The sequence below is a fragment of the Planotetraspora mira genome (assembly GCF_016863275.1).
GTDB lineage: Bacteria > Actinomycetota > Actinomycetes > Streptosporangiales > Streptosporangiaceae > Planotetraspora > Planotetraspora mira.
In genome coordinates this window covers 23,165-44,342 of sequence record NZ_BOOO01000020.1, presented here as the reverse complement: position 1 = coordinate 44,342, position 21,178 = coordinate 23,165, and the positions used below count along the sequence as shown (strand labels likewise).

The 21,178-nt window shown below is 69.4% G+C and carries 22 protein-coding genes; 16 read left to right on the top strand and 6 right to left on the bottom strand.

The features are described from left to right. The first annotated feature begins 242 nt into the window (after positions 1-242). The 13 genes from Pmi06nite_RS19780 (at position 243) to htpX (ending at position 13,052) form a co-directional block, all read left to right on the top strand. On the top strand, positions 243-1,586 hold the full coding sequence (locus Pmi06nite_RS19780; RefSeq protein ID WP_275409583.1) for a glutamate-1-semialdehyde 2,1-aminomutase: 1,344 nt from the start codon (positions 243-245) through the stop codon (positions 1,584-1,586). A gap of 27 nt (positions 1,587-1,613) precedes the next feature. Beyond that, complete coding sequence (locus tag Pmi06nite_RS19775) at positions 1,614-1,985, top strand: NADH-quinone oxidoreductase subunit A (RefSeq protein ID WP_203954540.1); 372 nt, start codon at positions 1,614-1,616, stop codon at positions 1,983-1,985. Positions 1,986-2,010: 25 nt separating this feature from the next. Continuing rightward, complete coding sequence (locus Pmi06nite_RS19770) at positions 2,011-2,529, top strand: NADH-quinone oxidoreductase subunit B (RefSeq protein ID WP_203954539.1); 519 nt, start codon at positions 2,011-2,013, stop codon at positions 2,527-2,529. Beyond that, positions 2,526-3,107, top strand: a complete 582-nt coding sequence (locus tag Pmi06nite_RS19765) for an NADH-quinone oxidoreductase subunit C (protein WP_203954538.1) — start codon at positions 2,526-2,528, stop codon at positions 3,105-3,107. Before Pmi06nite_RS19770 ends, Pmi06nite_RS19765 begins: the two co-directional genes overlap by 4 nt. Next, a complete protein-coding gene (gene nuoH, locus Pmi06nite_RS19760) occupies positions 3,100-4,053 on the top strand; it encodes an NADH-quinone oxidoreductase subunit NuoH (RefSeq protein ID WP_203954537.1) in 954 nt (317 codons plus the stop codon). Before Pmi06nite_RS19765 ends, nuoH begins: the two co-directional genes overlap by 8 nt. Continuing rightward, positions 4,050-5,048 (top strand): hypothetical protein, encoded by a 999-nt coding sequence (locus Pmi06nite_RS19755; RefSeq protein WP_203954536.1) that lies wholly within the window; start codon positions 4,050-4,052, stop codon positions 5,046-5,048. The genes nuoH and Pmi06nite_RS19755 overlap by 4 nt, the downstream gene beginning before the upstream one ends. A 213-nt stretch (positions 5,049-5,261) precedes the next feature. Further along, on the top strand, positions 5,262-6,128 hold the full coding sequence (locus tag Pmi06nite_RS19750) for a NuoI/complex I 23 kDa subunit family protein (RefSeq protein ID WP_203954535.1): 867 nt from the start codon (positions 5,262-5,264) through the stop codon (positions 6,126-6,128). Next, positions 6,125-6,664, top strand: coding sequence for an NADH-quinone oxidoreductase subunit J family protein (locus Pmi06nite_RS19745; RefSeq protein WP_203954534.1), 540 nt, complete (start codon positions 6,125-6,127; stop codon positions 6,662-6,664). The genes Pmi06nite_RS19750 and Pmi06nite_RS19745 overlap by 4 nt, the downstream gene beginning before the upstream one ends. Positions 6,665-6,697: 33 nt before the next feature. Then, positions 6,698-7,081, top strand: a complete 384-nt coding sequence (gene nuoK / locus Pmi06nite_RS19740; RefSeq protein WP_203954533.1) for an NADH-quinone oxidoreductase subunit NuoK — start codon at positions 6,698-6,700, stop codon at positions 7,079-7,081. Continuing rightward, positions 7,078-8,988 carry an NADH-quinone oxidoreductase subunit 5 family protein gene (locus Pmi06nite_RS19735; RefSeq protein ID WP_203954532.1) on the top strand — a complete coding sequence of 637 codons (1,911 nt, stop codon included), beginning with the start codon at positions 7,078-7,080 and terminating at the stop codon, positions 8,986-8,988. Before nuoK ends, Pmi06nite_RS19735 begins: the two co-directional genes overlap by 4 nt. Continuing rightward, positions 8,985-10,637 carry a complex I subunit 4 family protein gene (locus Pmi06nite_RS19730; RefSeq protein ID WP_203954531.1) on the top strand — a complete coding sequence of 551 codons (1,653 nt, stop codon included), beginning with the start codon at positions 8,985-8,987 and terminating at the stop codon, positions 10,635-10,637. Before Pmi06nite_RS19735 ends, Pmi06nite_RS19730 begins: the two co-directional genes overlap by 4 nt. After that, positions 10,634-12,118, top strand: coding sequence for an NADH-quinone oxidoreductase subunit N (locus tag Pmi06nite_RS19725; protein WP_203954530.1), 1,485 nt, complete (start codon positions 10,634-10,636; stop codon positions 12,116-12,118). The genes Pmi06nite_RS19730 and Pmi06nite_RS19725 overlap by 4 nt, the downstream gene beginning before the upstream one ends. 85 nt (positions 12,119-12,203) lie before the next feature. Further along, complete coding sequence (gene htpX, locus Pmi06nite_RS19720; RefSeq protein ID WP_203954529.1) at positions 12,204-13,052, top strand: zinc metalloprotease HtpX; 849 nt, start codon at positions 12,204-12,206, stop codon at positions 13,050-13,052. Positions 13,053-13,057: 5 nt separating this feature from the next. Here the strand turns inward: htpX and Pmi06nite_RS19715 are convergent, their stop codons facing one another. Together Pmi06nite_RS19715 and Pmi06nite_RS19710 are read right to left on the bottom strand one after the other, a co-directional pair. Next, positions 13,058-13,633: a pyridoxamine 5'-phosphate oxidase family protein gene (locus Pmi06nite_RS19715; RefSeq protein WP_203954528.1), complete on the bottom strand. Its 576-nt coding sequence runs from the start codon at positions 13,631-13,633 to the stop codon at positions 13,058-13,060. 60 nt (positions 13,634-13,693) lie between these two features. Next, complete coding sequence (locus tag Pmi06nite_RS19710) at positions 13,694-14,125, bottom strand: MarR family winged helix-turn-helix transcriptional regulator (RefSeq protein ID WP_203954527.1); 432 nt, start codon at positions 14,123-14,125, stop codon at positions 13,694-13,696. Positions 14,126-14,186: 61 nt separating this feature from the next. Here Pmi06nite_RS19710 and Pmi06nite_RS19705 point away from each other — a divergent pair, with 61 nt between their 5' ends. Beyond that, positions 14,187-15,560, top strand: coding sequence for an FUSC family protein (locus Pmi06nite_RS19705; protein ID WP_203954526.1), 1,374 nt, complete (start codon positions 14,187-14,189; stop codon positions 15,558-15,560). On the opposite strand, the gene Pmi06nite_RS19700 is transcribed toward Pmi06nite_RS19705, so the two are convergent. From Pmi06nite_RS19700 to Pmi06nite_RS19685, 4 genes are all read right to left on the bottom strand, one after another. Next, positions 15,557-16,297 carry an amino acid ABC transporter ATP-binding protein gene (locus Pmi06nite_RS19700; RefSeq protein ID WP_203954525.1) on the bottom strand — a complete coding sequence of 247 codons (741 nt, stop codon included), beginning with the start codon at positions 16,295-16,297 and terminating at the stop codon, positions 15,557-15,559. The genes Pmi06nite_RS19705 and Pmi06nite_RS19700 overlap by 4 nt on opposite strands. Continuing rightward, entirely contained in the window at positions 16,294-17,118 is an 825-nt protein-coding gene (locus Pmi06nite_RS19695; protein WP_203954524.1) for an amino acid ABC transporter permease, read from the bottom strand. Before Pmi06nite_RS19695 ends, Pmi06nite_RS19700 begins: the two co-directional genes overlap by 4 nt. A 4-nt stretch (positions 17,119-17,122) precedes the next feature. After that, the gene (locus tag Pmi06nite_RS19690; protein WP_203954523.1) at positions 17,123-17,971 is read right to left on the bottom strand and encodes a transporter substrate-binding domain-containing protein; all 849 of its coding nucleotides are present in this window, start codon (positions 17,969-17,971) and stop codon (positions 17,123-17,125) included. A gap of 290 nt (positions 17,972-18,261) precedes the next feature. Beyond that, positions 18,262-19,095: a helix-turn-helix domain-containing protein gene (locus Pmi06nite_RS19685; RefSeq protein ID WP_203954522.1), complete on the bottom strand. Its 834-nt coding sequence runs from the start codon at positions 19,093-19,095 to the stop codon at positions 18,262-18,264. A 287-nt stretch (positions 19,096-19,382) separates the two neighbouring features. On the opposite strand from Pmi06nite_RS19685, the gene Pmi06nite_RS19680 reads away from it, so the two are divergent. Both Pmi06nite_RS19680 and Pmi06nite_RS19675 read left to right on the top strand, forming a co-directional pair. Further along, positions 19,383-19,940 carry an RNA polymerase sigma factor gene (locus tag Pmi06nite_RS19680; protein WP_239114040.1) on the top strand — a complete coding sequence of 186 codons (558 nt, stop codon included), beginning with the start codon at positions 19,383-19,385 and terminating at the stop codon, positions 19,938-19,940. Positions 19,941-19,942: 2 nt separating this feature from the next. Further along, positions 19,943-21,145: a CU044_5270 family protein gene (locus Pmi06nite_RS19675; protein WP_203954520.1), complete on the top strand. Its 1,203-nt coding sequence runs from the start codon at positions 19,943-19,945 to the stop codon at positions 21,143-21,145. Positions 21,146-21,178 lie beyond the last annotated feature (33 nt).

The window sequence follows — 21,178 nt, the reverse complement described above, 5'->3', positions numbered from 1 at the left end:
TCTTCGGACAGCCGGGTCAGGCCCTCTGGAGGCCGGTCCGGGCTGGACGACGCCGACGACCGCGGGTCTCCCTCTCCCCTCCCGGTCCCGCCTCGTAGGCGAAGCCATTCTGTCGCCGCGCATTTCATAATGAATGCCGCACATGGGGCGACGTGGCATTTTCTAAAGCGGTAATGCTGTTCAACGTTTTTGTGACATATCTTGTATGGCGCTTCATGGGCTCAATCCCTATTCTGGGTTAGGTGGTTGATCCGACTAATTGGCCCCGTTTCCCACGATCCGAACAGTTGCAGCGTCGTCTCCACGAACTGGTGCCCGGCGGGGCGCACACATACGCCCGCGGCTCTGACCAGTACCCCGAGGGCATGGCCCCCGTGCTGGTGCGCGGCGAGGGAGCCCGTGTCTGGGACGCCGACGGCAACTGTTTCGTCGAATACAACATGGGACTGCGCTCCGTCACGCTCGGCCATGCCTACCGGCCGGTCCTGGACGCGGTTCGCGCCGTTCTGGACGACGGGCTGAGTTTCACCCGTCCGACCGAGTTGGAACTCCAAGCGGCGGAGGAATTCCTGGCGCTGGTGCCGGGCGCGGACATGGTGAAGTTCGGGAAGGGCGGATCGGACGCCACCTCGGCCGCCGTACGGCTGTCGCGGGCGGTGACCGGCCGGAATGTCGTCGCGGTGTGCGAGCAGCCGTTCTTCTCCGTCCACGACTGGTTCATCGGCGGCCTGAAGATGAACGCCGGCATCCCCACCGCGGTGCGCGAACTCAGCGTCCGCTTCCGCTACAACGACCTCGACTCGCTGCGAGAGGTGCTCGAGCAGAACGAGATCGCATGCGTGATCATGGAGGCGGCCACCGCGGCCGCCGAACCGGCTCCCGGCTTCCTGGAGGGCGTCCGCGACCTGTGCGACAGGCACGGAACGTTGCTCGTCTTCGACGAGATGATCACAGGGTTGCGCTGGGCCGCAGGCGGGGCCCAGGCGGTGTACGGCGTCCGGCCGGACCTGTCGTGCTGGGGCAAGGCACTCGGGAACGGCTTCCCGATCTCCGCGCTGGCCGGCCGCAGGGAGATCATGGAGTTGGGCGGCCTGCGCACCGATGAGCCGCGGGTCTTCCTGATGTCCACCACGCACGGTCCGGAGAGCGTGTCCCTGGCGGCGCTCCGCGCGGTGCTGCGGGCCTACGCCGAGGGCGACCCGATCGGCACGATGGAGGAGCGCGGCCGTGAACTCGCCGACGGGGTCAACGCCGCCGCGAGAGACGTGGGCGTGGACCGTCACGTGACGGTCACCGGGAGGCCGTCCTGCCTGCTGTTCGGGACGAAGGACGGGTCAGGCTCGCCGTCCCAGCCCTTCCGCACCCTCTTCCTGCAGGAACTGCTGAAGCGAGGCGTGCTCGGCCAGAACTTCGTGGTCTCGGCGGCGCACACGCGCGAGGACGTCGAGCAGACGATCACAGCGGCGCGGGAGGCGATGCTGGTCTACCGCAAGGCGCTGGAGGCGGGCAGCGTGGATGGCTTCCTCCAGGGCCGTCCGGTCGCACCCGCTCTGCGGCGATACGCGGCGCCGCGGCGCATTCACTAATCGGAGGGCAGGATTACGATGGCGTCCATGGACGGGTATTTCGGCTCGTACGTCGTCGTTGTCGTCCTTCTGCTCATCGGTGTCGGGATCTTCGCGGGTGGCCTGTTCGTCAACCGGATGTTGCGGCCGGACCGGCCGACGCCCGAGAAGTTGATGACCTACGAGTGTGGCGTCGACCCCGTCGGCGAGGGCTGGGCGCAGTCGCAGATCCGCTACTACGTCTTCACGTATCTCTATGTCGTCTTCGCCGTGGACGCGGTCTTCCTCTTCCCGTGGGCGACCGTCTTCGCGGCTCCCGGATTCGGCATGACCACACTGGTCGAGATGTTCGTCTTCCTGGCCTTCATCGCCCTCGGCATCCTCTACGCCTGGCGCAAGCGGGTGCTCGCCTGGACGTGAGGGCCGTGGAGAGGAGAATGGCCCTATGCCTGTGAGCGATCTCCCGATGCCCACGGTGGGCCCGGCGTCCCGCCTGGCGCCCAAACCGATGAAGTTCGTCCTCAACTGGGGCCGGCGCTACTCGCTCTGGGTGTTCAACTTCGGGCTGGCCTGTTGCGCGATCGAGTTCATCGCGACCTCGATGAGCAGGCACGACTTCATCCGGTTCGGGGTGATCCCGTTCGCGAACGGGCCGCGGCAGGCCGACCTGATGATCGTCAGCGGCACCGTGACCGACAAGATGGCGCCCGCGGTGAAGCGGCTTTATGAGCAGATGCCCGACCCCAAGTACGTCATCTCGTTCGGGGCCTGCTCCAACTCCGGCGGCCCTTACTGGGACTCCTACTGCGTGACGAAGGGGGTCGACCAGATCATCCCCGTCGACGTCTACGTCCCCGGTTGCCCGCCGCGCCCCGAGGCGCTGCTCCACGGCATCATGAAGCTTCAGGAGAAGATCGCCGGTGAGACGCTGAGCGACCGTTACCTCCCCGGCGGGCGCCCATGAGCATCGGCGCCGCGATCGAGGCGCGGTACGGCTCGCGCGCCCGAGTCTCCGACTCTTTCGGGCACGTCGTGGCCGACGTGGAGCCGGGGGACTGGCTCGACGCGCTGGCCTTCGCCCGGTCGGAGGGCTTCGAGTTCTTCGACTGGCTGACCGGGGTCGACGAGCCGCCGGACGAGTTCGCGGTCGTCGCCCACGTCGTCGACACCGGCGCCGTCGCGCACCTGCTCGTCAGGACCCGGGTGCCGCGTGCCGATCCCCGGCTGCCGAGTGTGACGGGCGTGTTCCGCGGGGCCGACTGGCACGAGCGCGAGACCTTCGAGATGTTCGGTGTGATCTTCGACGGGCACCCGGGGCTGCGGTCGTTGCTGCTGCCCGAAGGTTTCGAGGGCCATCCCCTGCGCAAGGACTTCGTGCTCGCGGCCCGGGTGGCCAAGGCGTGGCCCGGCGCGAAGGAGCCGGGCGAGTCCGACCACGGGTCCCCGAGCCGCCGCAAGATGCTTCCGCCCGGTGTCCCCGCCGACTGGGCGAGGCCCCCGGGTACGCCGGCCGTACCGGAGGGGGAGGAGGGCGATGGCTGAGGTGCTCGACATCGCGGTCCGGTTGATCGTGATCGTGGTGGCCTTCCTGGTGCTGCCCCTGATCGTCGGGCAGATGGAGCACAAGGCCATGGCGCACATGCAGTCGCGCCTGGGGCCCATGTACGCGGGCGGGTTCCACGGGTGGGCGCAGCTCATCGCCGACGGCGTCAAGTTCGCCCAGAAGGAGGACGTGATCCCGGCCGCCGCCGACCGTCGCGTCTTCGCCATCGCCCCGGCCGTCGCGCTCGTGCCGTACCTCGTGGTGATGGTCGTGATCCCGGTGGGGCCCGGCCTGGTGGGCGCGGACCTCGACGCGGGGCTGTTCTTCGTTCTCGCCGTGATGGGCATCGGCGTGCTCGGCTCGATCATGGCCGGGTGGGCGTCGGCCAACAAGTACAGCGTGCTGGGCGGCATGCGGGCGGCGGCCCAGCTCATGTCCTACGAGCTGCCGCTGGTTTTGGCCGCCTCCAGCGTGGCGATGGCCGCCGGGACCCTGTCGCTGGAGGGCATCGCCGAGCAGTGGCGGTGGTGGTGGCTCCCGTGGCAGGCGATCGGGGCCGTGGTGTTCTTCGTCGCCGGCCTGGCGGAGCTGCGCAGGCCGCCGTTCGACATGCCGATCGCCGAATCCGAGATCATCATGGGCCCGATGACGGAGTACACCGGGATCCGGTTCGCGCTGTTCATGCTGGCGGAGTACGTCGGCATCGTGGTGCTCTCCGCGCTGACGACCGTGTTGTTCCTGGGCGGCTGGCAGGGGCCGATCCTCCCCGGCCCCGTGTGGACGCTCATCAAGATCTTCGTCCTGGCGTTCGTGGTGATCTGGGTCCGCGTGAGCTTCCCCCGCTTCCGTGAGGACCAACTCCAGAAGCTCGCCTGGATCGGCCTCGTGCCGCTCGCTCTGCTGCAACTCGCGCTCACGGGGGTCGTCAGAGTCCTGCTGGCATGACCGGCGATCTGCTGCCACTGGGCCCGGCCGGTCTCGGAGGCGGACCCCGCCCCGCGACGCATCTGTCGTGGGACGAGGACCGGCTGGTCGCGTCCGACGAGGCCTCCGGCAGGTCGGTACGGCTGCCGCCCGGGGTGCCCCGGGCGCTGGCCTGCTACTCGTTCACCCGTGAAACGGCCGAGAAGGGCAAGAAGGACAAGCCCGTGATGCTCTTCGGCCTCGCCGTTCTCGACGCCGACAGGCTCGTCCTCCTTGATCTCCCCGGTCAGTGGGCAGCGGACGCCGTGGCCGCCTTCGCGGCCGTTCACGGTCTGGAGTTCCACACATGGGGATTCACTCCGGCCCAGGCGCGGACCTTCCTGTCGTGCCGCGCACCCGGCTGGGGTGTCCTTCGGGGGTTGCCCGTACGCCCGCCCGCCTCACGACGGCGGCGCGTCGCCTGGTGGACCGTGGCGCTGTCCGGACTGGTGTGCATGGTGTGCACGCTCTACTTCCTGCCGCCGCACATGTGGCGTTTCTTCCGCTTCACGGTGCTGAACTTCGCCGACGTTCTGGAACTCAAGTGGCTGGCCCTGGCCGCCAGCCCGCTGGGCGTGCTGCTCGCTCCGGTGTTCAGACGGCTCGACAGGGCCGTCTTCCGGCGAAGGGTCGTGCGCGGCAGCGGCCTGGCCGCCATGGACCGGCCTATGGCGCCGCGCATGTGTGTCAGAGGAAGGCGGCTCGCGGTCGCCGGTCTGGGACCGACCCCGGGGACGAGGACGGTCAGGAAGTCCCCGCTGGACCGGCTCAGGATGCTGATCTACCGCTGTGAAGGCCTGAACGGTCTGTTCGTCATCGACGAGACCGGGTTCCCGCTCTACCACTTCCCCGGCAGGTGGCACCCGGAGGACACGAACCGCTTCGCCGTACGGCACGGCATCACCTTCGAGATCCGTGACCTCCCCCGAGGTGAGTACGCCACCCTCGCCGTGGCCGCCCGCGACGGCTGTCCCTAGGTGGCGGTCGTCACGCAGGACGCCGACTACGACCAGATGCCAGCCATTGAAGTCATCAGGCTCTGAGGATCTGCCCGCTCCCCGGTGGGTCGCGGGCCGGTCCTCGTGCACATCTGTGGATAAGCCGGCCGGTTGCCTGTGGAAATTGTGGATAACCGATATGGTCGCGCCACTGGATTCACCTGTCGGCGCTTGTGCGTCATGATGTTGAATATGGCGCGCATACCAGGAGAAGGGCTGGCCAAGGGGCTGGCGGTGACTCTGAGGCACATGCTGCGCAAATCAGAGACGCAGCAGTATCCCGAGGTCAAACCCGACCTGCCGCCCCGCAGCCGGGGCGTGATCGCGCTGGTCGAGGAGAACTGCACGGTGTGCATGTTGTGCGCCCGTGAGTGCCCCGACTGGTGCATCTACATCGATTCGCACAAGGAGACGCTCCCGGCCCCCGAGGGGGGCAGGCCCCGGGCGCGGAACATGCTCGACCGGTTCGCGATCGACTTCTCCCTGTGCATGTACTGCGGCATCTGCATCGAGGTCTGCCCGTTCGACGCGTTGTTCTGGACGCCCGAGTTCGAATACACGGAATACGACATCCGCGATCTTCTCCATGAGAAGGACCGGCTGGGCGAGTGGGCGGCGACCGTGCCCCCGCCGCCGCCCCACGAGGCCGGGGCCGAGCCGCCGAAGGAGATCGCCGCCGGCTCGCGTCCCGCACGCACATCCGACACGGCACGACGGCCCGCCGCGGCCGGCCGTACGGACAGTGGAGTCGCCGGCCGCGCCGGCGAGAAGACAGCCGAGAAAACAGCCGAGAAGGCGGCCGGCGGACCGGCGGGGACGCCGGAAACGTCCTCCGGCGAGAGCACTCCGTCAGGCGAGAGCACCCCGTCAGACAAGAGCACTCCCTCAGACAAGGGCGTGACGTCGGAAGAGAGCGCGCCGCGCCGGGAGCCGCCGAGGCCCATGCGGGACATCCGCTCCATCCGGCCGCCGGGCGCGCTGCCGAAGAAGCCGAGCACCCCCGAGAATCCCGAAGGCCCTGGGAACCCTGCGAAGGACGGGCCTGGGGAGGACGCGTGACATTCGAGGCGCCGGGGTTCTGGCCACCCAGCGGGCCCGAGGTGGTGTTCCTGCTGCTCGGCCTCGTCGCGGTCGGATCCGCGCTGCTGGTGGTCACGACGAGGCAACTCGTCCACGCGGCGCTGTGGCTGGTCCTGTGCTTCGGCGCGCTGGCCGGAGGTTATCTCGTGTTGACGGCGGAGTTCGTCGCATGGGTGCAGGTGCTCATCTACGTGGGCGCGATCGTCGTGCTGCTGCTGTTCGGGATCATGCTGACCCGGGCGCCCATCGGACGCTCGGCCGATCTCGACTCCGGCAACCGATGGGCCGCCGTCCTGGTCGCCCTCGCCACGGCCGGGGTGCTCGTGAGCGTCGTCGTCGCGGGGTTCGGCACGGCCTACGCGCCGCTGGAGCCCGGTCAGGGGGCGGCCAAGCCGCTCGGGTCGAGCATCTTCAGGACCTGGGTGTTGCCGTTCGAGGCGCTGTCGGTGCTCCTGCTGGCCGCTCTGATCGGGGCCATCGTCCTTTCCCGCACCGACATCAGGGGGCGGGAATGACTCCGAACACCTGCGACGGGGCGGTGGGCTGAGGTGCACATCGTCTATCCCGTCGTCGTCTCCGCCCTGCTCTTCTCGATCGGCGTGTACGGCGTGCTGGCCCGGCGCAACGCGATCCTCGTGCTGATGTCGGTCGAGCTCATGCTCAACGCGGTCAACCTCAACCTCGTCGCCTTCGACGTGTGGCTGAGGGACCGGCTGCACGGCGGCCAGGTGCTCACCCTGTTCGTCATCGTGATCGCGGCCGCCGAGATCGGCCTGGGGCTGGCCATCGTGCTGGCCGTCTACCGCAACCGGCAGAGCATCGACGTCGACCGCCTCCGCGACCTGTCGGAGACCGGGGCGTCCGGGGAGGCCGGCCCGCCGGAGGAGCCGGTGGGCGTGGGCGAAGACGCCGACAGGGAGGCCCGGCCGTGATCTCTGTGGTCGTCCTGATCGTCCTATTACCGTTCGCGGCCGCCGTGGCGGGGCTGCTCGGTTCCCGATGGCCGCGCGGCGGGAGCCGTACGAAGGAGAACGACCGCGCCGCCGCACGCAGGGCGGCGTGGTTCGCGATCGCGCCCATCACGGCGGCACTGCTGTTGACGCTCTGGCTGGCGTCGTGGTCGGCCCGCGCGCTGCCGCGCGGTTCGGCGTCCTATCCGGGTGCGGAATTCTGGGCGGGGCTTCTCCCGGGAAGCACCGAGGGCACGCTCACGATGGTCGAGACCGGGTCGGTTCCCATCTCGTTCACGCTGCGGGCCGACGGGCTGTCGATCCTCATCGGCGTGCTGGTGGTCGTCGTGGCGCTCGCCGTACAGGTCTACTCGGTCGGATACATGCGCGACGATCCGCGCCATCCGTCCTACAGCGCCTTCATCAGCCTGTTCACCAGCGCGATGTTGCTGGTGGTCTACGCGGGGGACCTGATCGTCCTCTACGCCGGCTGGGAGATCATGGGCCTGTGCTCCTACCTCCTGATCGGGCACTGGTGGGAGGACCGGGCGAACTCCCGGGCCGCGGTGAAGGCGTTCCTCGTCACCCGGCTCGGTGACGTCGGATTCCTGTTCGGGATCTTCACGCTGGGGTTCGCGGCCGGCAGCTTCCGGATCGACGACGTGCTGAGCGCCGACATCCCCAGGGGAACCCTGATCACGGCGACGATGTTGCTGCTCGCCGGCGTCGCAGGCAAGAGCGCCCAGGTGCCGCTGCAGACCTGGCTGCCGGACGCCATGGCCGGCCCCACCCCGATCAGCGCGCTCATCCACGCGGCCACGATGGTCGCGGCGGGCATCTTCATCGTCGCCCGGCTCTACCCGGCCTTCCTCGGTGCCCAGCCGACGCTCGACGTGCTGGCCGTCGTCGCCGCCATCGGCATGCTGGGTGCGGCGCTGGCCGCCCTCGCGCAGGACGACCTCAAACGTGTCCTCGCCTACTCGACGATCAGCCAGCTCGCGTACATGGCCGCGGGGCTCGCCGCGGGATCGGACAAGGCGGCGATCTTCCACCTGCTGACGCACGGCGCTTTCAAGGCGCTGCTGTTCCTGGGGGCGGGCGCGGTGATCCACCATGTCGGATCCAACCTGATGACCCACATGGGCGGGCTGCGCACCTCCGTTCCGATCACGTTCGCCGCGATGACGGTCGGCTTCGCCGCCCTGATGGGGCTGCCCCCGGCGAGCGGATTCTTCAGCAAGGACGCGGTGATCGCCGCCATCGAGCACTCGCACTCTCCGGCCCAGCCGTTCCTGTACGGCGCGGCGCTGCTGACCGTCGGGGTGACCGGTGCGTACGCGATGCGCGCCTGGCTGCGGACCTTCTTCGGCCCCGCGAGGGTCGAGGCGCTGCCGGAGCCGCCGCCGGGCACGGCCCACGTGTTCGACGGCCGCGAGGCGCCGAGGTCGATGCTCTGGCCGATCGGCGTGCTCGCCGTGCCCGCCCTGCTCCTGGGATTCGCCGGGGTCACCGAGGTCGACTGGGGGTCCGCGCTGGTGAGCCTGATCGTCGCCCTGCTGGGCGCGGGCGTCGTCTACGCCTTCTGGCGCGGCGCCCCGCACCAGGACCCGGCCCGGATGCTCGGCCCGTTCCGCACGGCGTGCGAGCGGGCGTTCTACGTGGACGAGGCGTACCGCGCGGTGTTCGCGCGACCGGTCCTCCGCCTGGCTCGCGGGGTCGTCAGGACGGACGGGCAGGTGGTCGACGGCGCCGTCCGGGGGGCGGGCCGGCTGACGATGAGCCTGTCCGGGTTCGTGCGCCTGGCGCAGAAGGGCAACGCCCAGCTCTACGTGACGGGCCTGCTGGCGGGGCTCCTGCTGATCACGGTGGCGGCGGTGGTGCTGGGATGAGCTGGCTTCTCCTCGCGCTGCTCGCGGTGCCTCTGGCCGGTGCCGCGAGCCTGACCGCGCCGACGTTCAGGGAACGGGCGGTGAGCCTGTACGGGATCGCCGTCTCGGCGGCGACCTTCGTGCTCGCGGTCGTCGTCGCCGCGGTCTTCGACTACGGGGACGCGGGCCGCATGCAGCTCCAGACCGACTGGTCGTGGATCCCGGGGCTCGACCTGCGGTTCCACCTCGGGGTCGACGGCATCTCGCTGCCGCTGGTCGTGCTGACCGCGTTGCTGAGCCTGTTGTGCTTCGTCCACCTCGCCGGGCATCCACCGGGCGGCGGGCGCCTCCGGGCGCTGGTGTTCACGCTGCTCGTGCTCGAGGTCGGGATGATCGGCACCTTCCTCGCCCTCGATCTGCTGCTGTTCTTCGTGTTCTTCGAGGTCGTGCTGATCCCGATGTACTTCGTGATCGCGATCTGGGGCGGCCGCGACCGGCGAGCGGCCGCGGTGAAGTTCATCCTCTACACGCTGCTCGGCTCGGCCGTCCTCCTGCTCGGCCTGCTGGTGATCTGGACCCAGACGGGCACCCTCGACATGGTCGAGCTGACCGCGCGGCACGGGGCGGGGATCGCGAGATCCGTGCAGATCGTGGCGTTCCTGGCCGTCGGCATCGGCCTCGCGGTCAAGACGCCGATGTGGCCCCTCCACACCTGGCTGCCCGACGCCCACACCGAGGCGCCGACGGTCGGCTCGGTTCTGCTGGCGGGTGTGCTGCTCAAGATGGGCTCGTACGGCTTCGCCAGGATCGCGATCCCGATCCTGCCCGAGGGCGCCGCCGCCCTCGCTCCCTGGCTCGGGGCGCTCGCCGTGGTCGGGATCATCTACGGATCGCTGGCCTGTCTCGCCCAGCGCGATCTCAAGCGCATGATCGCCTACTCCTCGGTCGGCCACATGGGCTTCGTGCTGCTCGGCTTCGCGACGCTCACCCCGGTGGGCATGAACGCCGCGCTCTTCGGCAACATCGCGCACGGTCTGATCACCGGCCTGTTGTTCTTCGTCGCCGGAGGGATCAAGGAACGGTACGGCACGGCGGACATGGTCAGGCTCGGCGGCGGCATGTTGCGCCGCCTGCCGTACATCGGCTCGCTGCTCACCTTCGCCTGCGTCGCCTCGCTCGGCCTGCCGGGGCTGGCCGGGTTCTGGGGCGAGATGCTTGCCCTGCTGGGGGCGTTCCGGCCCGCCGCCGGGCTGTCCCGGCCGCTCTTCCTCGTGTTCATGGCCGTCGGCGGCATCGGCACGGTGCTCACGGCGGCCTACTTCCTGGTGATGTTGTCGAGGGTCACCCACGGCAGGGCGCGGGAGACCGTCCCCGTCGGCCCGGCGCTCGCCTCGTCGGAGGAGGTCCGTGTGGTGCTCGGTCCCGGTGAGCCGGTCGAGCCCGACGCCACGGGGACGGCCGTCGCCGACGTGGAGGACTCCGGGCCCGCGCCTTCCGGCGCCCGTCCGCCGCGGGCCGGCCGCCTGGCGGATGTGACGGCCGGCGAACTGGCCGCCTGGGTGCCGCTCGTGGCGCTGACCATCCTGTTCGGCGTCTGGCCCAAGGCGCTGCTCGCCCTCACGGGGCCCGCCGTGCAGGCGATCTTCGGTCTCGGGGGTGGCGCCGGATGATCCAGTCGATCGACTACTCCGCCATCGCCGTCCCGCTGATCCTCGCGCTGACGGCGGGGCTGGTCCTGTTGCTTGACGCCTTCCTGCCCGCGCGGCCCGGCGGCGGGCGTCTGCTGGGCGTCGTCGCGCTCGGCGGCGTCGCCGTGTCGCTGGCCGTCCTCGTGGCGCAGGCCGTACGAGGAGGGGAGCGGCGCACCTTCTGCGTGCCCCCCTCGCTGGGGCTCGCCGAGTCGTGCTCGTTCGTCCTCGACCGGTTCACGCTCGTCTTCACGGCGCTCGTGCTCGCCGCCGGGGTCGTCGTCGTGCTGTTGTCCATGGCGGAGACGTCCGGTGGGCGCGTTCCGGTCGGCGAGTGGTACTTCCTGCTGCTCGGCACGCTTACCGGGGCGGTGCTGCTGGCGGCCTCACGTGATCTGATCATGCTCGTCGTCTCGCTGGAACTGGTGTCCCTGCCGGTGTTCGCGCTGACGGCGATGCGGCGCTACGACGGCCGTGCCTCCGAGGCGGCCCTCAAGCTGTTCCTCGTGTCCGTGGTCTCCACCGCGATCATGCTGTTCGGCGTCTCGCTCCTGTACGGCGTGACCGGCTCGGTGCATCTGGACCGCATCGCCGCCTTCTACGCGTCCGGGCAGAGCGCCGCGCCGGCCGGGGTCGGCCAGGGGGTCACGACCGTCGCGATCGTGCTGGTGCTGGCCGGATTCGGATTCAAGGTCGCCGCCGTGCCGTTCCACTTCTGGGCGGCCGACGTCTACCAGGGCGCGCCGATCCCGGTGGCGGCGCTGCTCTCGGTCATCTCCAAGGCCGCCGGGTTCGCCGGGCTCGTCCTGATCCTGACGATCGCGCTGGCGAGCCAGGCCGCCGTGTGGGCGCCCGTCGTCGCCGTCATCGCCGCGCTGACCATGACCGCCGGCAATGTGCTGGCGATGCGCCAACGCCATGCCGTACGGCTGCTCGCCTGGTCGTCGGTCGCCCAGTCCGGTTACATCCTCGCTCCGCTGGCCGCCTTCGCCGGTGTCCCGCGGGACGCCGTGGACGCGTCCGTGGCCTACCTGGCGTTCTACGCGGCGATGAACCTCGTGGCGTTCGGCGTCGTCATGCTGGTGTCCCGGACGCGGGAGCGGAACGACCTGGACGACTACCAGGGCCTGGCCTTCCACAGCCCGGTCACGGCGCTGTCCCTCGCCTTCTCGCTCATCTGCCTGGCGGGGCTTCCCCCCGGGCTCGCGGGGCTGTTCGCCAAGGTGGTCGTCTTCCGCGCGATCGTCGACGGAGGGCTCGGCTGGCTCGCCGTGGTGATGGCCGTCAACACGGTCATCGGGCTCTATTACTACATCGCCTGGACGGCCCGGCTCTTCACCCCGCTGTCCACGGGCACGACCCGATCGGGGTCCGCGCCCGTCGCGGTGGCCGTGGGACTGGCCGTGATCGTCACGCTGGTCTTCTCCGTCGCTCCCCAGGTGGTGCTGTCGGCGGTGGGCTGAGATCACAGCGCCTGTTCAGCGGGGAACGTTCAGCCAGGCAGTAGGCGTTAGTAAGGCTGAACACACCGAACCGTGAGGAGGAGGCGTGCACCACAACAGCCTGCGGACCGCGGTCCTTCTGGGAGCGCTGTCCGCGTTGATCCTGGCGGTGGGGGCCTGGGTCGGGGGTGGCGCGGGCCTGCGGTTCGCGCTGGTGGTCGCGCTCTTCGCGAACGGTCTCTCGTACTTCTTCTCCGACAAGATCGCACTGTCCGCGATGCGGGCCCGGCCGGTCGCCGAGGTCGAGCAGCCGGTGCTGTACCGGATCGTGCGGGAACTCTCCTACGACGCCCGCCAGCCCATGCCCCGGCTGTACGTGTCCCCGACCATGCAGCCCAACGCGTTCGCCACGGGCCGCAATCCGCGCAACGCGGCCGTCTGCGTGACCCACGGCATCCTCGGCATCCTCAACGAGCGCGAACTCAAGGGGGTCATCGGGCACGAGTTGTCGCACGTGTACAACCGCGACATCCTGATCTCCTCGATCGCCGGCGCGCTGGCCACGATGATCACCTACTTCGGGTACATCGGCCTGTTCTTCGGCTCGGACGACGACGAGGGCCCGGGGATCCTGGGCGCCCTCCTCGTCATGATCCTGGGGCCCGTCGCCGCGTCGATGATCCAGATGGCGATCTCCCGGTCACGGGAGTTCGCGGCCGACGAGTCCGGGGCCCGGCTGACGGGCGACCCGCTCGCGCTGGCCTCGGCGCTGCGGAAGATCGAGATGGGCATCCGCCAGTTGCCGCTCCCCGAGAACGGACGGCTGGCGTCGGCGAGCCACATGATGATCGCGAACCCGTTCCGCCAGGCCGGGATCGGCAGGCTGTTCTCCACACACCCGCCGATCGCCGAGCGGATCTCCCGCCTGGAGCGGATGGCCGGCTACCGCCGCTGAGGCGGTCAGGAGCGCAGGGTCGCCGGGTCGGTCTCCTCGGCCCGCAGTCCGGGCAGGCCGTCGATGCTCTCGCGGTTGTTCCTGGCCCGGTAGTCCCGCTTCTGCTGGACGTCCTTGCGCCCGGCCCACTCGTCGAGCAGGGTCCTGTCCCGGTCGTGGCTCATGAAGGGGACGGAGTACCCGCACGAGTCGGAGATCCGGTCGCAGTCGACGACGATGATCGACCTGACCCCCGGGTGTGGGCCGAAGAGCTTGAGCAGGTCGTCGAAGTCCGGGTCGTGCGGCGTGACGACGCGGCCCGTGCCGTACAGGCGGACGATGTTGGGCGGACCGCTGAAGGCGCAGAACATCACGGTGATGCGGCCGTTGTCACGCAGGTGGGCGATCGTCTCGACGCCGCTCCCGTCCAGATCCAGGTAGGCGACCGTGATGTCGTCGATGACCGCGAAGGTGTCGGCGTATCCCTTGGGGGACACGTTCACGTGGCCGCCGCTCTGCGGCGCCGTCGCGACGAAGTAGACCGGCTGGGCGGAGATGAAGTCGCGCAACCGGTCGGTGAGCCGCTCATAGATCTTCCCCATGTCGCGACCATATCCCGAGGGGACATACCGGGAAATCCCCGGTGACTTCCGCGAACGCGGTCAGACGTCCTGCGCCGCCGCGAGGCGGTCCATGAGTTCGCCGGCCAGGTAGAGCAGGTGGCGCTCGGCGGGCGACAGGTGCCGGGCGATCGCGGCCCCGAGCCAATCGTCTCGGTGTGACATGTCCTCGATGAGCGCGGCCTCACCGGCCGGCGTGAGGGTCAGCAGCGACTGCCGTCCGTCGGAGGGATCGCGCTCGCGCGCCACGAGCCCGTGCGTTTCCAGGTCGGCCAGCACGCGGGTCATCGACTGGGCTCGCACGTGGTCCGCCGCGGCGATCTCCTTCGGCGTCATGCCGCCGTTCCGGTAGAGGTGGGCGAGCACGCTCAGCTTGGCGCCGCTGAGGCTCTCCGCCGGCCTCTCCGCGCGCAGCCGTCTGGCGAGCCGCATCGCGCCACGCCGTACCGCGGCTGTCCCTTCGTGCTCCTCCATGCTCAAGATCCTACGCTGAGGCTTGCTAGTGGGTCCCAGTGAGGGCGAAAATCGTACGCATATGCTTACGATAATTCCCCGGTCCTTCATCGCGGCCGTCGGCACCGCCGCGACGCTGGGCGTGCTCTGCTCGGTCGCGGGAGAGCGGCAACCGCTGGGCGCCGTCATCCTGGGCGTCGTCCTGGCGATCTCGCTGGAACGCACGGGAGCCGGCCGCCGCTCTCTGCTGGTCGTGCCTGTGGTCGCCGTGACCGGCCTGATCGGCGCCCTGATGCACTGGTCGCCGCTGCTGGGAGAGGCCGTCTTCGTGGCCGCGGTCTTCCTGTCGATCCACCTGCGCCGGTACGGCTCCCGGGCCTCCGCGATCGGCCGCATGATGTTGTTTCCGCTGGTCGGGCTCTTCATCGCACCGGTTCCCGTGGGCCACGACCCGTGGAGCGCCTTGGTGTGGGCGGTCGTGGCGAGCGCCGTCGCGGTCGGGTGGACCGCCCTCACCTCGATCCGCGGGGCCTCGATCCGCACCTCGGAGCGAATCCAGGAGGGAACCGCCGGATCGGTTCACACGAGATTCGCCGCGCAGTCGGCGACCGCGCTGGCCCTGGCCTTCTCCATCGGTCACCTGCTCTTCCCCGGCCACTGGCCCTGGGTGGTGATCAGCGCGTTCACCGTGTCGGTGGGGGCGCGGTCCCGAGGTCACGTCGTGCACCGGAGCGTCCAGCGCACCGGCGGCGCCCTCCTCGGAACGGCCACCTCCACCCTCGTCGGCGTCCTCGTCCTCGGCCACGGATGGCTCGTGGCCGCGATGATCTTCGGATACCTTCTGGCCGGGCTCATCCTGCGCGACCGCGACTACGCGTACTGGTCCTTCTGCGTCACCAGCATCCTCGCGCTGCTGTACGGGCTCGCCGCTCCTGCGGGGGTCTCGGGGATCGAGGTCCTCGGGGAGAGGCTGGCCGCGGTCGTCGCCGGGTGCCTGTGCGGGGTCCTGCCGGCCTGGCTCCTCGTCCCGGTCAGGACCGAGGCGGTCATGCGGAAGAACCTGGCGCGAACCCTGGCCGCGCTGGGGGCGTTGCTCGACAAGCCCGGCGAGGACAGCCGGCGCGAGTTCGACAGGAACGTGGCGGCGCTCCGCGTGGCCGCCGAACCCGCCCTGGCCTGGCGGCGGATCATCCGGCGGCCGGGCCTGGCGGACTGCGTCGAACCGCTGGCGTCCTGCGGAGCCCTGGCCGAGGAGGCGGACGCCGCCGGTGGGCCGGCCGGACGGGTGGCCCGTGGAGCGCTGCGGCGCAACATCGGAGCCACCCGGCTGGCCCTCGCCCGGCGGCCCGTCCCCGAACTGGTGCCGGTGGCCGTGCCCGACGCCGGGTCGCCGCTCGCGACGCTCGACCGGACCCTCAGGCAGGTCCACGCGACCGTCGCGGGGCGGCCCGCCTAGACCCCGGGATGCAGGACGCGGTGGAGGAACTCCCGGGTCCTGTCGTGCTGCGGAGCGGAGATCACCTGCTCGGGCGGTCCGTCCTCGACGATGACGCCCTGGTCCATGAAGACCACCCTGTCGGCCACCTCGCGGGCGAAGCCCATCTCGTGGGTGACCACCAGCATGGTCATGCCGTCCTCAGCGAGCTTCCGCATGACCTGCAGCACGTCGCCGACGAGCTCGGGGTCGAGCGCCGAGGTCGGCTCGTCGAAGAGCATCAACGACGGGTTCATCGCGAGGGCCCTGGCGATCGCCACGCGCTGCTGCTGGCCGCCGGAGAGCTGGGCGGGGTAGGACTCCGCCTTCTCGCTGAGCCCCACCTTCTCCAGGTTCTCCCTGGCGACCCGTACGGCCTCCGCACGTGAGCGCTTCAGGACGCGCTCCTGGGCGATGGCGACGTTGCGCAGCACGGTGAGGTGTGAGAACAGATTGAACTGCTGGAACACCATGCCGAGTCGCCGCCTCGCGGCGTCGATGTCCACGTCGGGATGGGTGAGCTCGATCCCGTCGACGAACACCTGGCCCGAGGTCGGCTGCTCCAGCAGGTTGACGCAGCGCAGCAGCGTCGACTTGCCCGAGCCCGACGGCCCGATGACGCAGACGACCTGCCCGCTCTCGACGCTGAAGTCGATGCCCTTCAGGACCTCGAGCTTCCCGAAGGACTTGTGCAGCTTCCTGATCTCTACGGTGCTCATCGGCTCGCTCCCTGGCGTGCCTCCAGGCGGCGTGCCGCGTATCCCAGAGGGATCGTGATCAGCAGATAGGTCAGACCGGACACCAGGATCGGCGTCGGGTTGGCGAACGTGGAGGCCTGGTCGTTGCCGAACTTGGCCAGCTCGACCTGGCTCGCCGTCACCCCGAGGAACAGCACCAGCGAGGAGTCCTTGAACAGCAGAACCAGCTCGTTGGTGAGCGGGGGGATCACGATGCGGATCGCCTGCGGGATCACGATCGAGACCATCGCCCGCATGTGAGGCATGCCGAGTGAGCGCGCCGCCTCCATCTGCCCCTTGGGGACGGCCTGCAGACCGGCCCGGAACGTCTCGGCCATGTAGGCCGCCGAGACGACGCCGAGGCCGAGCGCCGCCTGGCCGTACACCTCACCGGGAACCTGGAAACCGGGGAAGGCGAGCGGCAGGCTGCCGATCAGAAGGAAGATCAGCAGCGCCGGCAGGCCGCGGAAGACCTCGACGTACCCCGCCGCGATCCACCGGTACGGCGCCACGGAGGACTGCCGCATGAGCGCCAGCACCAACCCGAGCGCGAACCCGATGACGAACCCGCTGATCGTGTAGATCACCGTGTTCTTCAACGCCACCGTGAACAGCGCCGGCAGGCCCTCACCCGCGACCTTGGAGCTGAGGAACGACTCCTTGATGGCCGGCCAGTCGGCCAGCAGTGCGAGCACGACGACGATGACGAGCAGCACGCCGTACTGGATGCCCCGGCTGATCCGCTGCTTCTGACGGGGGCTGAGCCGCCTCTGGGGAGAGGCGGCTGCCTGTTGGTCGGCCATCACGTCACGGAGTCGGGGTCGCGGCCGGGCTCGGCTCGGTGCCGAACCACTTCTTGTAGATCGCGTCGTAGGTGCCGTCGGCCTTGGCGGCCTTGATGGCGTCGTTGACGACCGTGGCCAGGGCGGTGTTGCCCTTCTTCATGCCGATGCCGTACTGCTCGCCGGTGTCGAGGCTGGCGACCTGCGCGAACTTGGCGCCGATCTCCGGCTTCTTCAGCCAGGTCTGCACGACGGGAAGGTCCTGCACGATCACGTCGACCTGGCCGGTCTGCAGAGCGAGCAGTTCCTTGGGGGAGTCGGCGTACTCGACCGGGTCGAAGCCCTTGCCCTTGACGTAGTCGAGACCCGTCGTGGACGCCTGGGCACCCAGCTTGAGGTTCTTGGCCTTGACGTCGTCGAGCGAGGTGACCCCGCTGTCCTTCTTCGCCATGAGTGACTGGGTGGCGTCGAAGTACGGGTCCGAGAAGAGGATGTTCTGCTTGCGCTCGTCGGTGATCGTCATGCCGGCCGCCGCGACGTCGCACTTGCCGGAGTTCATGGCCGCGCCGCTCTTGATGGCGGCGAAGTCGATGTCGACGATGTCCTGCGTCACCCCGAGCTTCTTGGCCGCCAGGTTGACGATGTCCACGTCGAACCCGACGACGTCACTGCCCTGGTTGAACTCGAACGGCTCGTAGGGGATGTTCGTGCAGGTCGTGATCTTTCCTGCGTTGACGAGCTTGACTCCCCCCGGAGCCGGGGCGGCGGTGGAGTCCCCGCCGGAGTCTCCGCCGCAGGCCGCAGCGGCAAGCGTGATCGCCAGCGCAGTCGTGCCGATCGCGGCCGCTCGCGGGATGGTGGACCAGAGAGCCACGCAGGCCTCCTCATTTTGGTACAAATCGAACTTCCTGCATGCGCAGTTTAGAGGCTCATTGCAACAGGCCGTCTTCGGGCTGAACTTTAGGGTCGAATCCCCATATATAACAACAGACCCAACAAAAACGACAGTTGTTTAGAGACCGTGGCGTTACAAGGGTGGAGCCCTCGCTGGAACCCATCGGAGCCCATGTCGGAGGCCCCGCGTCGTCGACCGTGTCCCCCTCGCCGCCGTGTCTCGTGGCCACCGCCGACCGGCGAGTCTATCGGTCCACCTATCGTGACCGATCAGTTACGGGCAGTCTTCGCGGCCGCCAGTGAGGCCAGCTTGGCGAAGGCGTTTCGCGATGCCCCGTACGGCTCCGCCTGGCCGATGACGAGCTGCTGGCGGGGGGCGCTGCCGATGTGGAACACCTCGAAGTGGAGGGTCATCTCGCCGACTTCGCCGTGCCGATAGCGGATCGACCTGTGCGTTCTGGATCGGACGTCGTGGCGGTTCCACAGGCGCCGGAAGTCTTCGCTGTCGCGTGACAGCTCCTCGACCAGTTCCTGTACGGACGGGTCGTCGACATTCGTCCCCACTGTGGCGCGGAGGTGGGCCGTCAAATCTCGGGCCTGCTCGGTCCAGTCCATGTAGAAGTCCCGCGCCAGGGGATTGAGGAAGGTCAGCCGTATCAGGTTGTCGCAGTGGTCCATCCCCGCGAAAAGAGCTGTGGCCAGCGGGTTCTTGGCGAGAATGTCCAGCCGAATGTTCATCACCAGCATCACGGCGTGATCGCAGCCGAGGATGAACCGCAAAGCGTTCGGGCACACCTGCTCGGCTCCGGGGGCATGGGGGCGCCTGGCCCGGGGGCGCGCGAGATCGTAAAGGTGTCCGGTCGCCTCGGCGTCGAGCTGGAAGACCCGTGCCAGGGCTTCCAGCACCTGAGCCGAGGGGTTGCGTTCCCGTCCCTGTTCCAGCCGCACGTAATAGTCGGCGCTGACATCCGCCAGCAGCGCGACCTCGTCGCGACGGAGCCCGGGGGTGCGGCGGCGGCCGAAACTCGGCAGCCCGACCTGGTCGACGGTCGTGGCCTGGCGCCGAGCGCGAAGGAAGTCCCCGAGCGCGCTCCTGCCTTCCATTCCGTCACGTTACGACGCGACGCTTGCGGCAGGGTAGGTGTCTCACTCCTCTGTACGGCGCCTTCCGCCCCGGCCCAGCCGCTGATCCGCGCGATCTCACTGCCACGCCGGGTGTTCACCGCCACGGCGCACTGCCACGCCGGGTGTTCACGGCCCGGCATCCGCACGCCGTCGTACGGCGGGCGCAACCGGGGAGCGGCCTTCGGGATAGAGGACGTTGTCAGCACCTTGGACACGGAGGAGGCACCCATGAAGGGACACACCGGCCCATGGCTACGGCGAGAGTGGTGAGTCAACCTGCGGAGAAGCTCGACGATTCGGGAATCGTCGCCGCTTCTCTGGAGGACCCCGAGGCGTTCGGTGAATTGTTCCGCCGCCACGCGCCACGACTCCACGCCTACATCAAGCGGCGCCTCGGGGGCGCTCTCGCCGATGACGTCGTGGCGGAGACGTTCGCCACCGCGTTCCGGCAGCGGGGGAGATTCGACGGGCGGGCGGAGTTCGCCGCGTGGTTATGGGGCATCGCCGGCAATTTGATCGCCAGGCACCACCGGCAGGAGACCCGCATGTACAGGGCGTTCGCCCGGACGGGTGTGGACCCCGCCGAGGACGGCGTCGCCGACTTGGCCGGCGATCGCGTGGACGCCGCGGCGCGCGGCCCTCATCTGGCCAGGGCCCTCGCCTCACTGAGCGCACAGGACCGCAGCGCCGTTCTGCTGCTCGCCTGGGGCGAACTGTCGTACGCCGAGATCGCAGCGACGTTGGATCTGCCCCTCGGCACTGTCAAAGCCAAGATCCACCGGGCTCGGACGAAGCTCCGCAAGGCCCTTCCCGAGGAGAAGTGACGATGGATGAACTCGACGCGCTGCGGCAGATGCGGACGGCGCTGGCCCGTGAGGAGAGCCCGGACCGGCTCGCCCTGCGTACCAACTGGCGGTCCGGCACTCCATCACGCCGCCGCCGTAGCTTCAAGGTTCCGATCGTGAGCGTGATCTCGACGGCCGCTCTGGTCGCCGGGGCCGTCGTCGTCATCTCTGTGACGTCCTCTCCGGCACCGGATGGGGTCCCGCCGGTTCGTCTGGGCGAGAACGGCGGTGCTCACGAGCCGGGCAACGCGCTGCTGGTGGCCGCCACGAACGTGCAGAAGGGGCCGACCCGCGAGTACTGGCACACCACGCGCATCAGCGGAGAGATCTACGCGGTCGGCAAGACCGCGGCGGACCACTACAAGGTCGAATCGAGAACGCAGTACGACGAGTGGACCGACCCGCGAGGCAAGGAGTGCGTCACCGTCGAAGGGCTGCCGGCCCGCCCGTGGACCGCCGTCGACAAGCAGAAGTGGCAGAAGGCGGGGGCCCCCACGGTGGTGAAGGTCCCGACCGCGGAGGGGCCGGCCGCCTTGTTCTTGAAAGACATGCAACCGGGGGCACCGTGCCGCAAGCTCGGTGATCGGCGATTCCTCGGCATGACGCCGAAACAGTTGGCCGCCTTGCCGACCGAGCCCGAGAACCTGGAGAGCGTCCTGCTCAACCTCAAGGGCGACTGGGAGGCGTACACCTCGAAGGCGGGGGAGCGGCCGATCCGGGCGCTGAAGGGCGACAAGCGGGTCCGGGCGCTGAGTGATGCGGCCGGCACCCTGCTGGCCGGTGCGCCCACCCCCCCGGCGGTGCGAGCGGCGGCGTTCCGGATGCTCGCCACCCTGCCCGGCGTCAAGGCCGAGGGTAAGGCGACCGACCCCCTGGGCCGCCCGGGAACGGTGATCTCCCTGCCGGTGGAGACGACGGTCCCTCTCGGCATCTATACGGCGCCCAAGCAACTCGGCACCTACCGGCGGCAGTGGATCATCGACCCCGGCGACGGGACACTCCTGGCCATACGGGATCTCGTGGCGACGCCGCCGCACGGCTCCCGGCAACTCCCCCCGGGAGACGACGGCAAGCCCCGCCGCCTGACGGTCGCCAGTCAGCCTGACCGGTTCCACAAGCCCGGAGAGTTGTCCCAGTACGAGGTGTACGCGGTCGCGGAATGGACCGACACGGCGCCGAACTGACGCAGCCGGGGCTCGCGCCCATCTCGCCACGCA

Bases quoted from the DNA above. Each gene is read 5' to 3' on its own strand.
- Pmi06nite_RS19775 (WP_203954540.1), top strand. From the start codon at position 1,614: ATGGACGGGTATTTCGGCTCGTACGTCGTCGTTGTCGTCCTTCTGCTC.
- nuoH (WP_203954537.1), top strand. From the start codon at position 3,100: ATGGCTGAGGTGCTCGACATCGCGGTCCGGTTGATCGTGATCGTGGTG.
- Pmi06nite_RS19700 (WP_203954525.1), bottom strand. From the start codon at position 16,297: ATGAGCACCGTAGAGATCAGGAAGCTGCACAAGTCCTTCGGGAAGCTC.
- Pmi06nite_RS19750 (WP_203954535.1), top strand. From the start codon at position 5,262: ATGGCGCGCATACCAGGAGAAGGGCTGGCCAAGGGGCTGGCGGTGACT.
- Pmi06nite_RS19705 (WP_203954526.1), top strand. From the start codon at position 14,187: ATGCTTACGATAATTCCCCGGTCCTTCATCGCGGCCGTCGGCACCGCC.
- Pmi06nite_RS19770 (WP_203954539.1), top strand. From the start codon at position 2,011: ATGCCTGTGAGCGATCTCCCGATGCCCACGGTGGGCCCGGCGTCCCGC.
- Pmi06nite_RS19755 (WP_203954536.1), top strand. From the start codon at position 4,050: ATGACCGGCGATCTGCTGCCACTGGGCCCGGCCGGTCTCGGAGGCGGA.
- Pmi06nite_RS19725 (WP_203954530.1), top strand. From the start codon at position 10,634: ATGATCCAGTCGATCGACTACTCCGCCATCGCCGTCCCGCTGATCCTC.
- Pmi06nite_RS19675 (WP_203954520.1), top strand. From the start codon at position 19,943: ATGGATGAACTCGACGCGCTGCGGCAGATGCGGACGGCGCTGGCCCGT.
- Pmi06nite_RS19685 (WP_203954522.1), bottom strand. From the start codon at position 19,095: ATGGAAGGCAGGAGCGCGCTCGGGGACTTCCTTCGCGCTCGGCGCCAG.
- Pmi06nite_RS19730 (WP_203954531.1), top strand. From the start codon at position 8,985: ATGAGCTGGCTTCTCCTCGCGCTGCTCGCGGTGCCTCTGGCCGGTGCC.
- Pmi06nite_RS19715 (WP_203954528.1), bottom strand. From the start codon at position 13,633: ATGGGGAAGATCTATGAGCGGCTCACCGACCGGTTGCGCGACTTCATC.
- Pmi06nite_RS19695 (WP_203954524.1), bottom strand. From the start codon at position 17,118: ATGGCCGACCAACAGGCAGCCGCCTCTCCCCAGAGGCGGCTCAGCCCC.
- Pmi06nite_RS19765 (WP_203954538.1), top strand. From the start codon at position 2,526: ATGAGCATCGGCGCCGCGATCGAGGCGCGGTACGGCTCGCGCGCCCGA.
- Pmi06nite_RS19710 (WP_203954527.1), bottom strand. From the start codon at position 14,125: ATGGAGGAGCACGAAGGGACAGCCGCGGTACGGCGTGGCGCGATGCGG.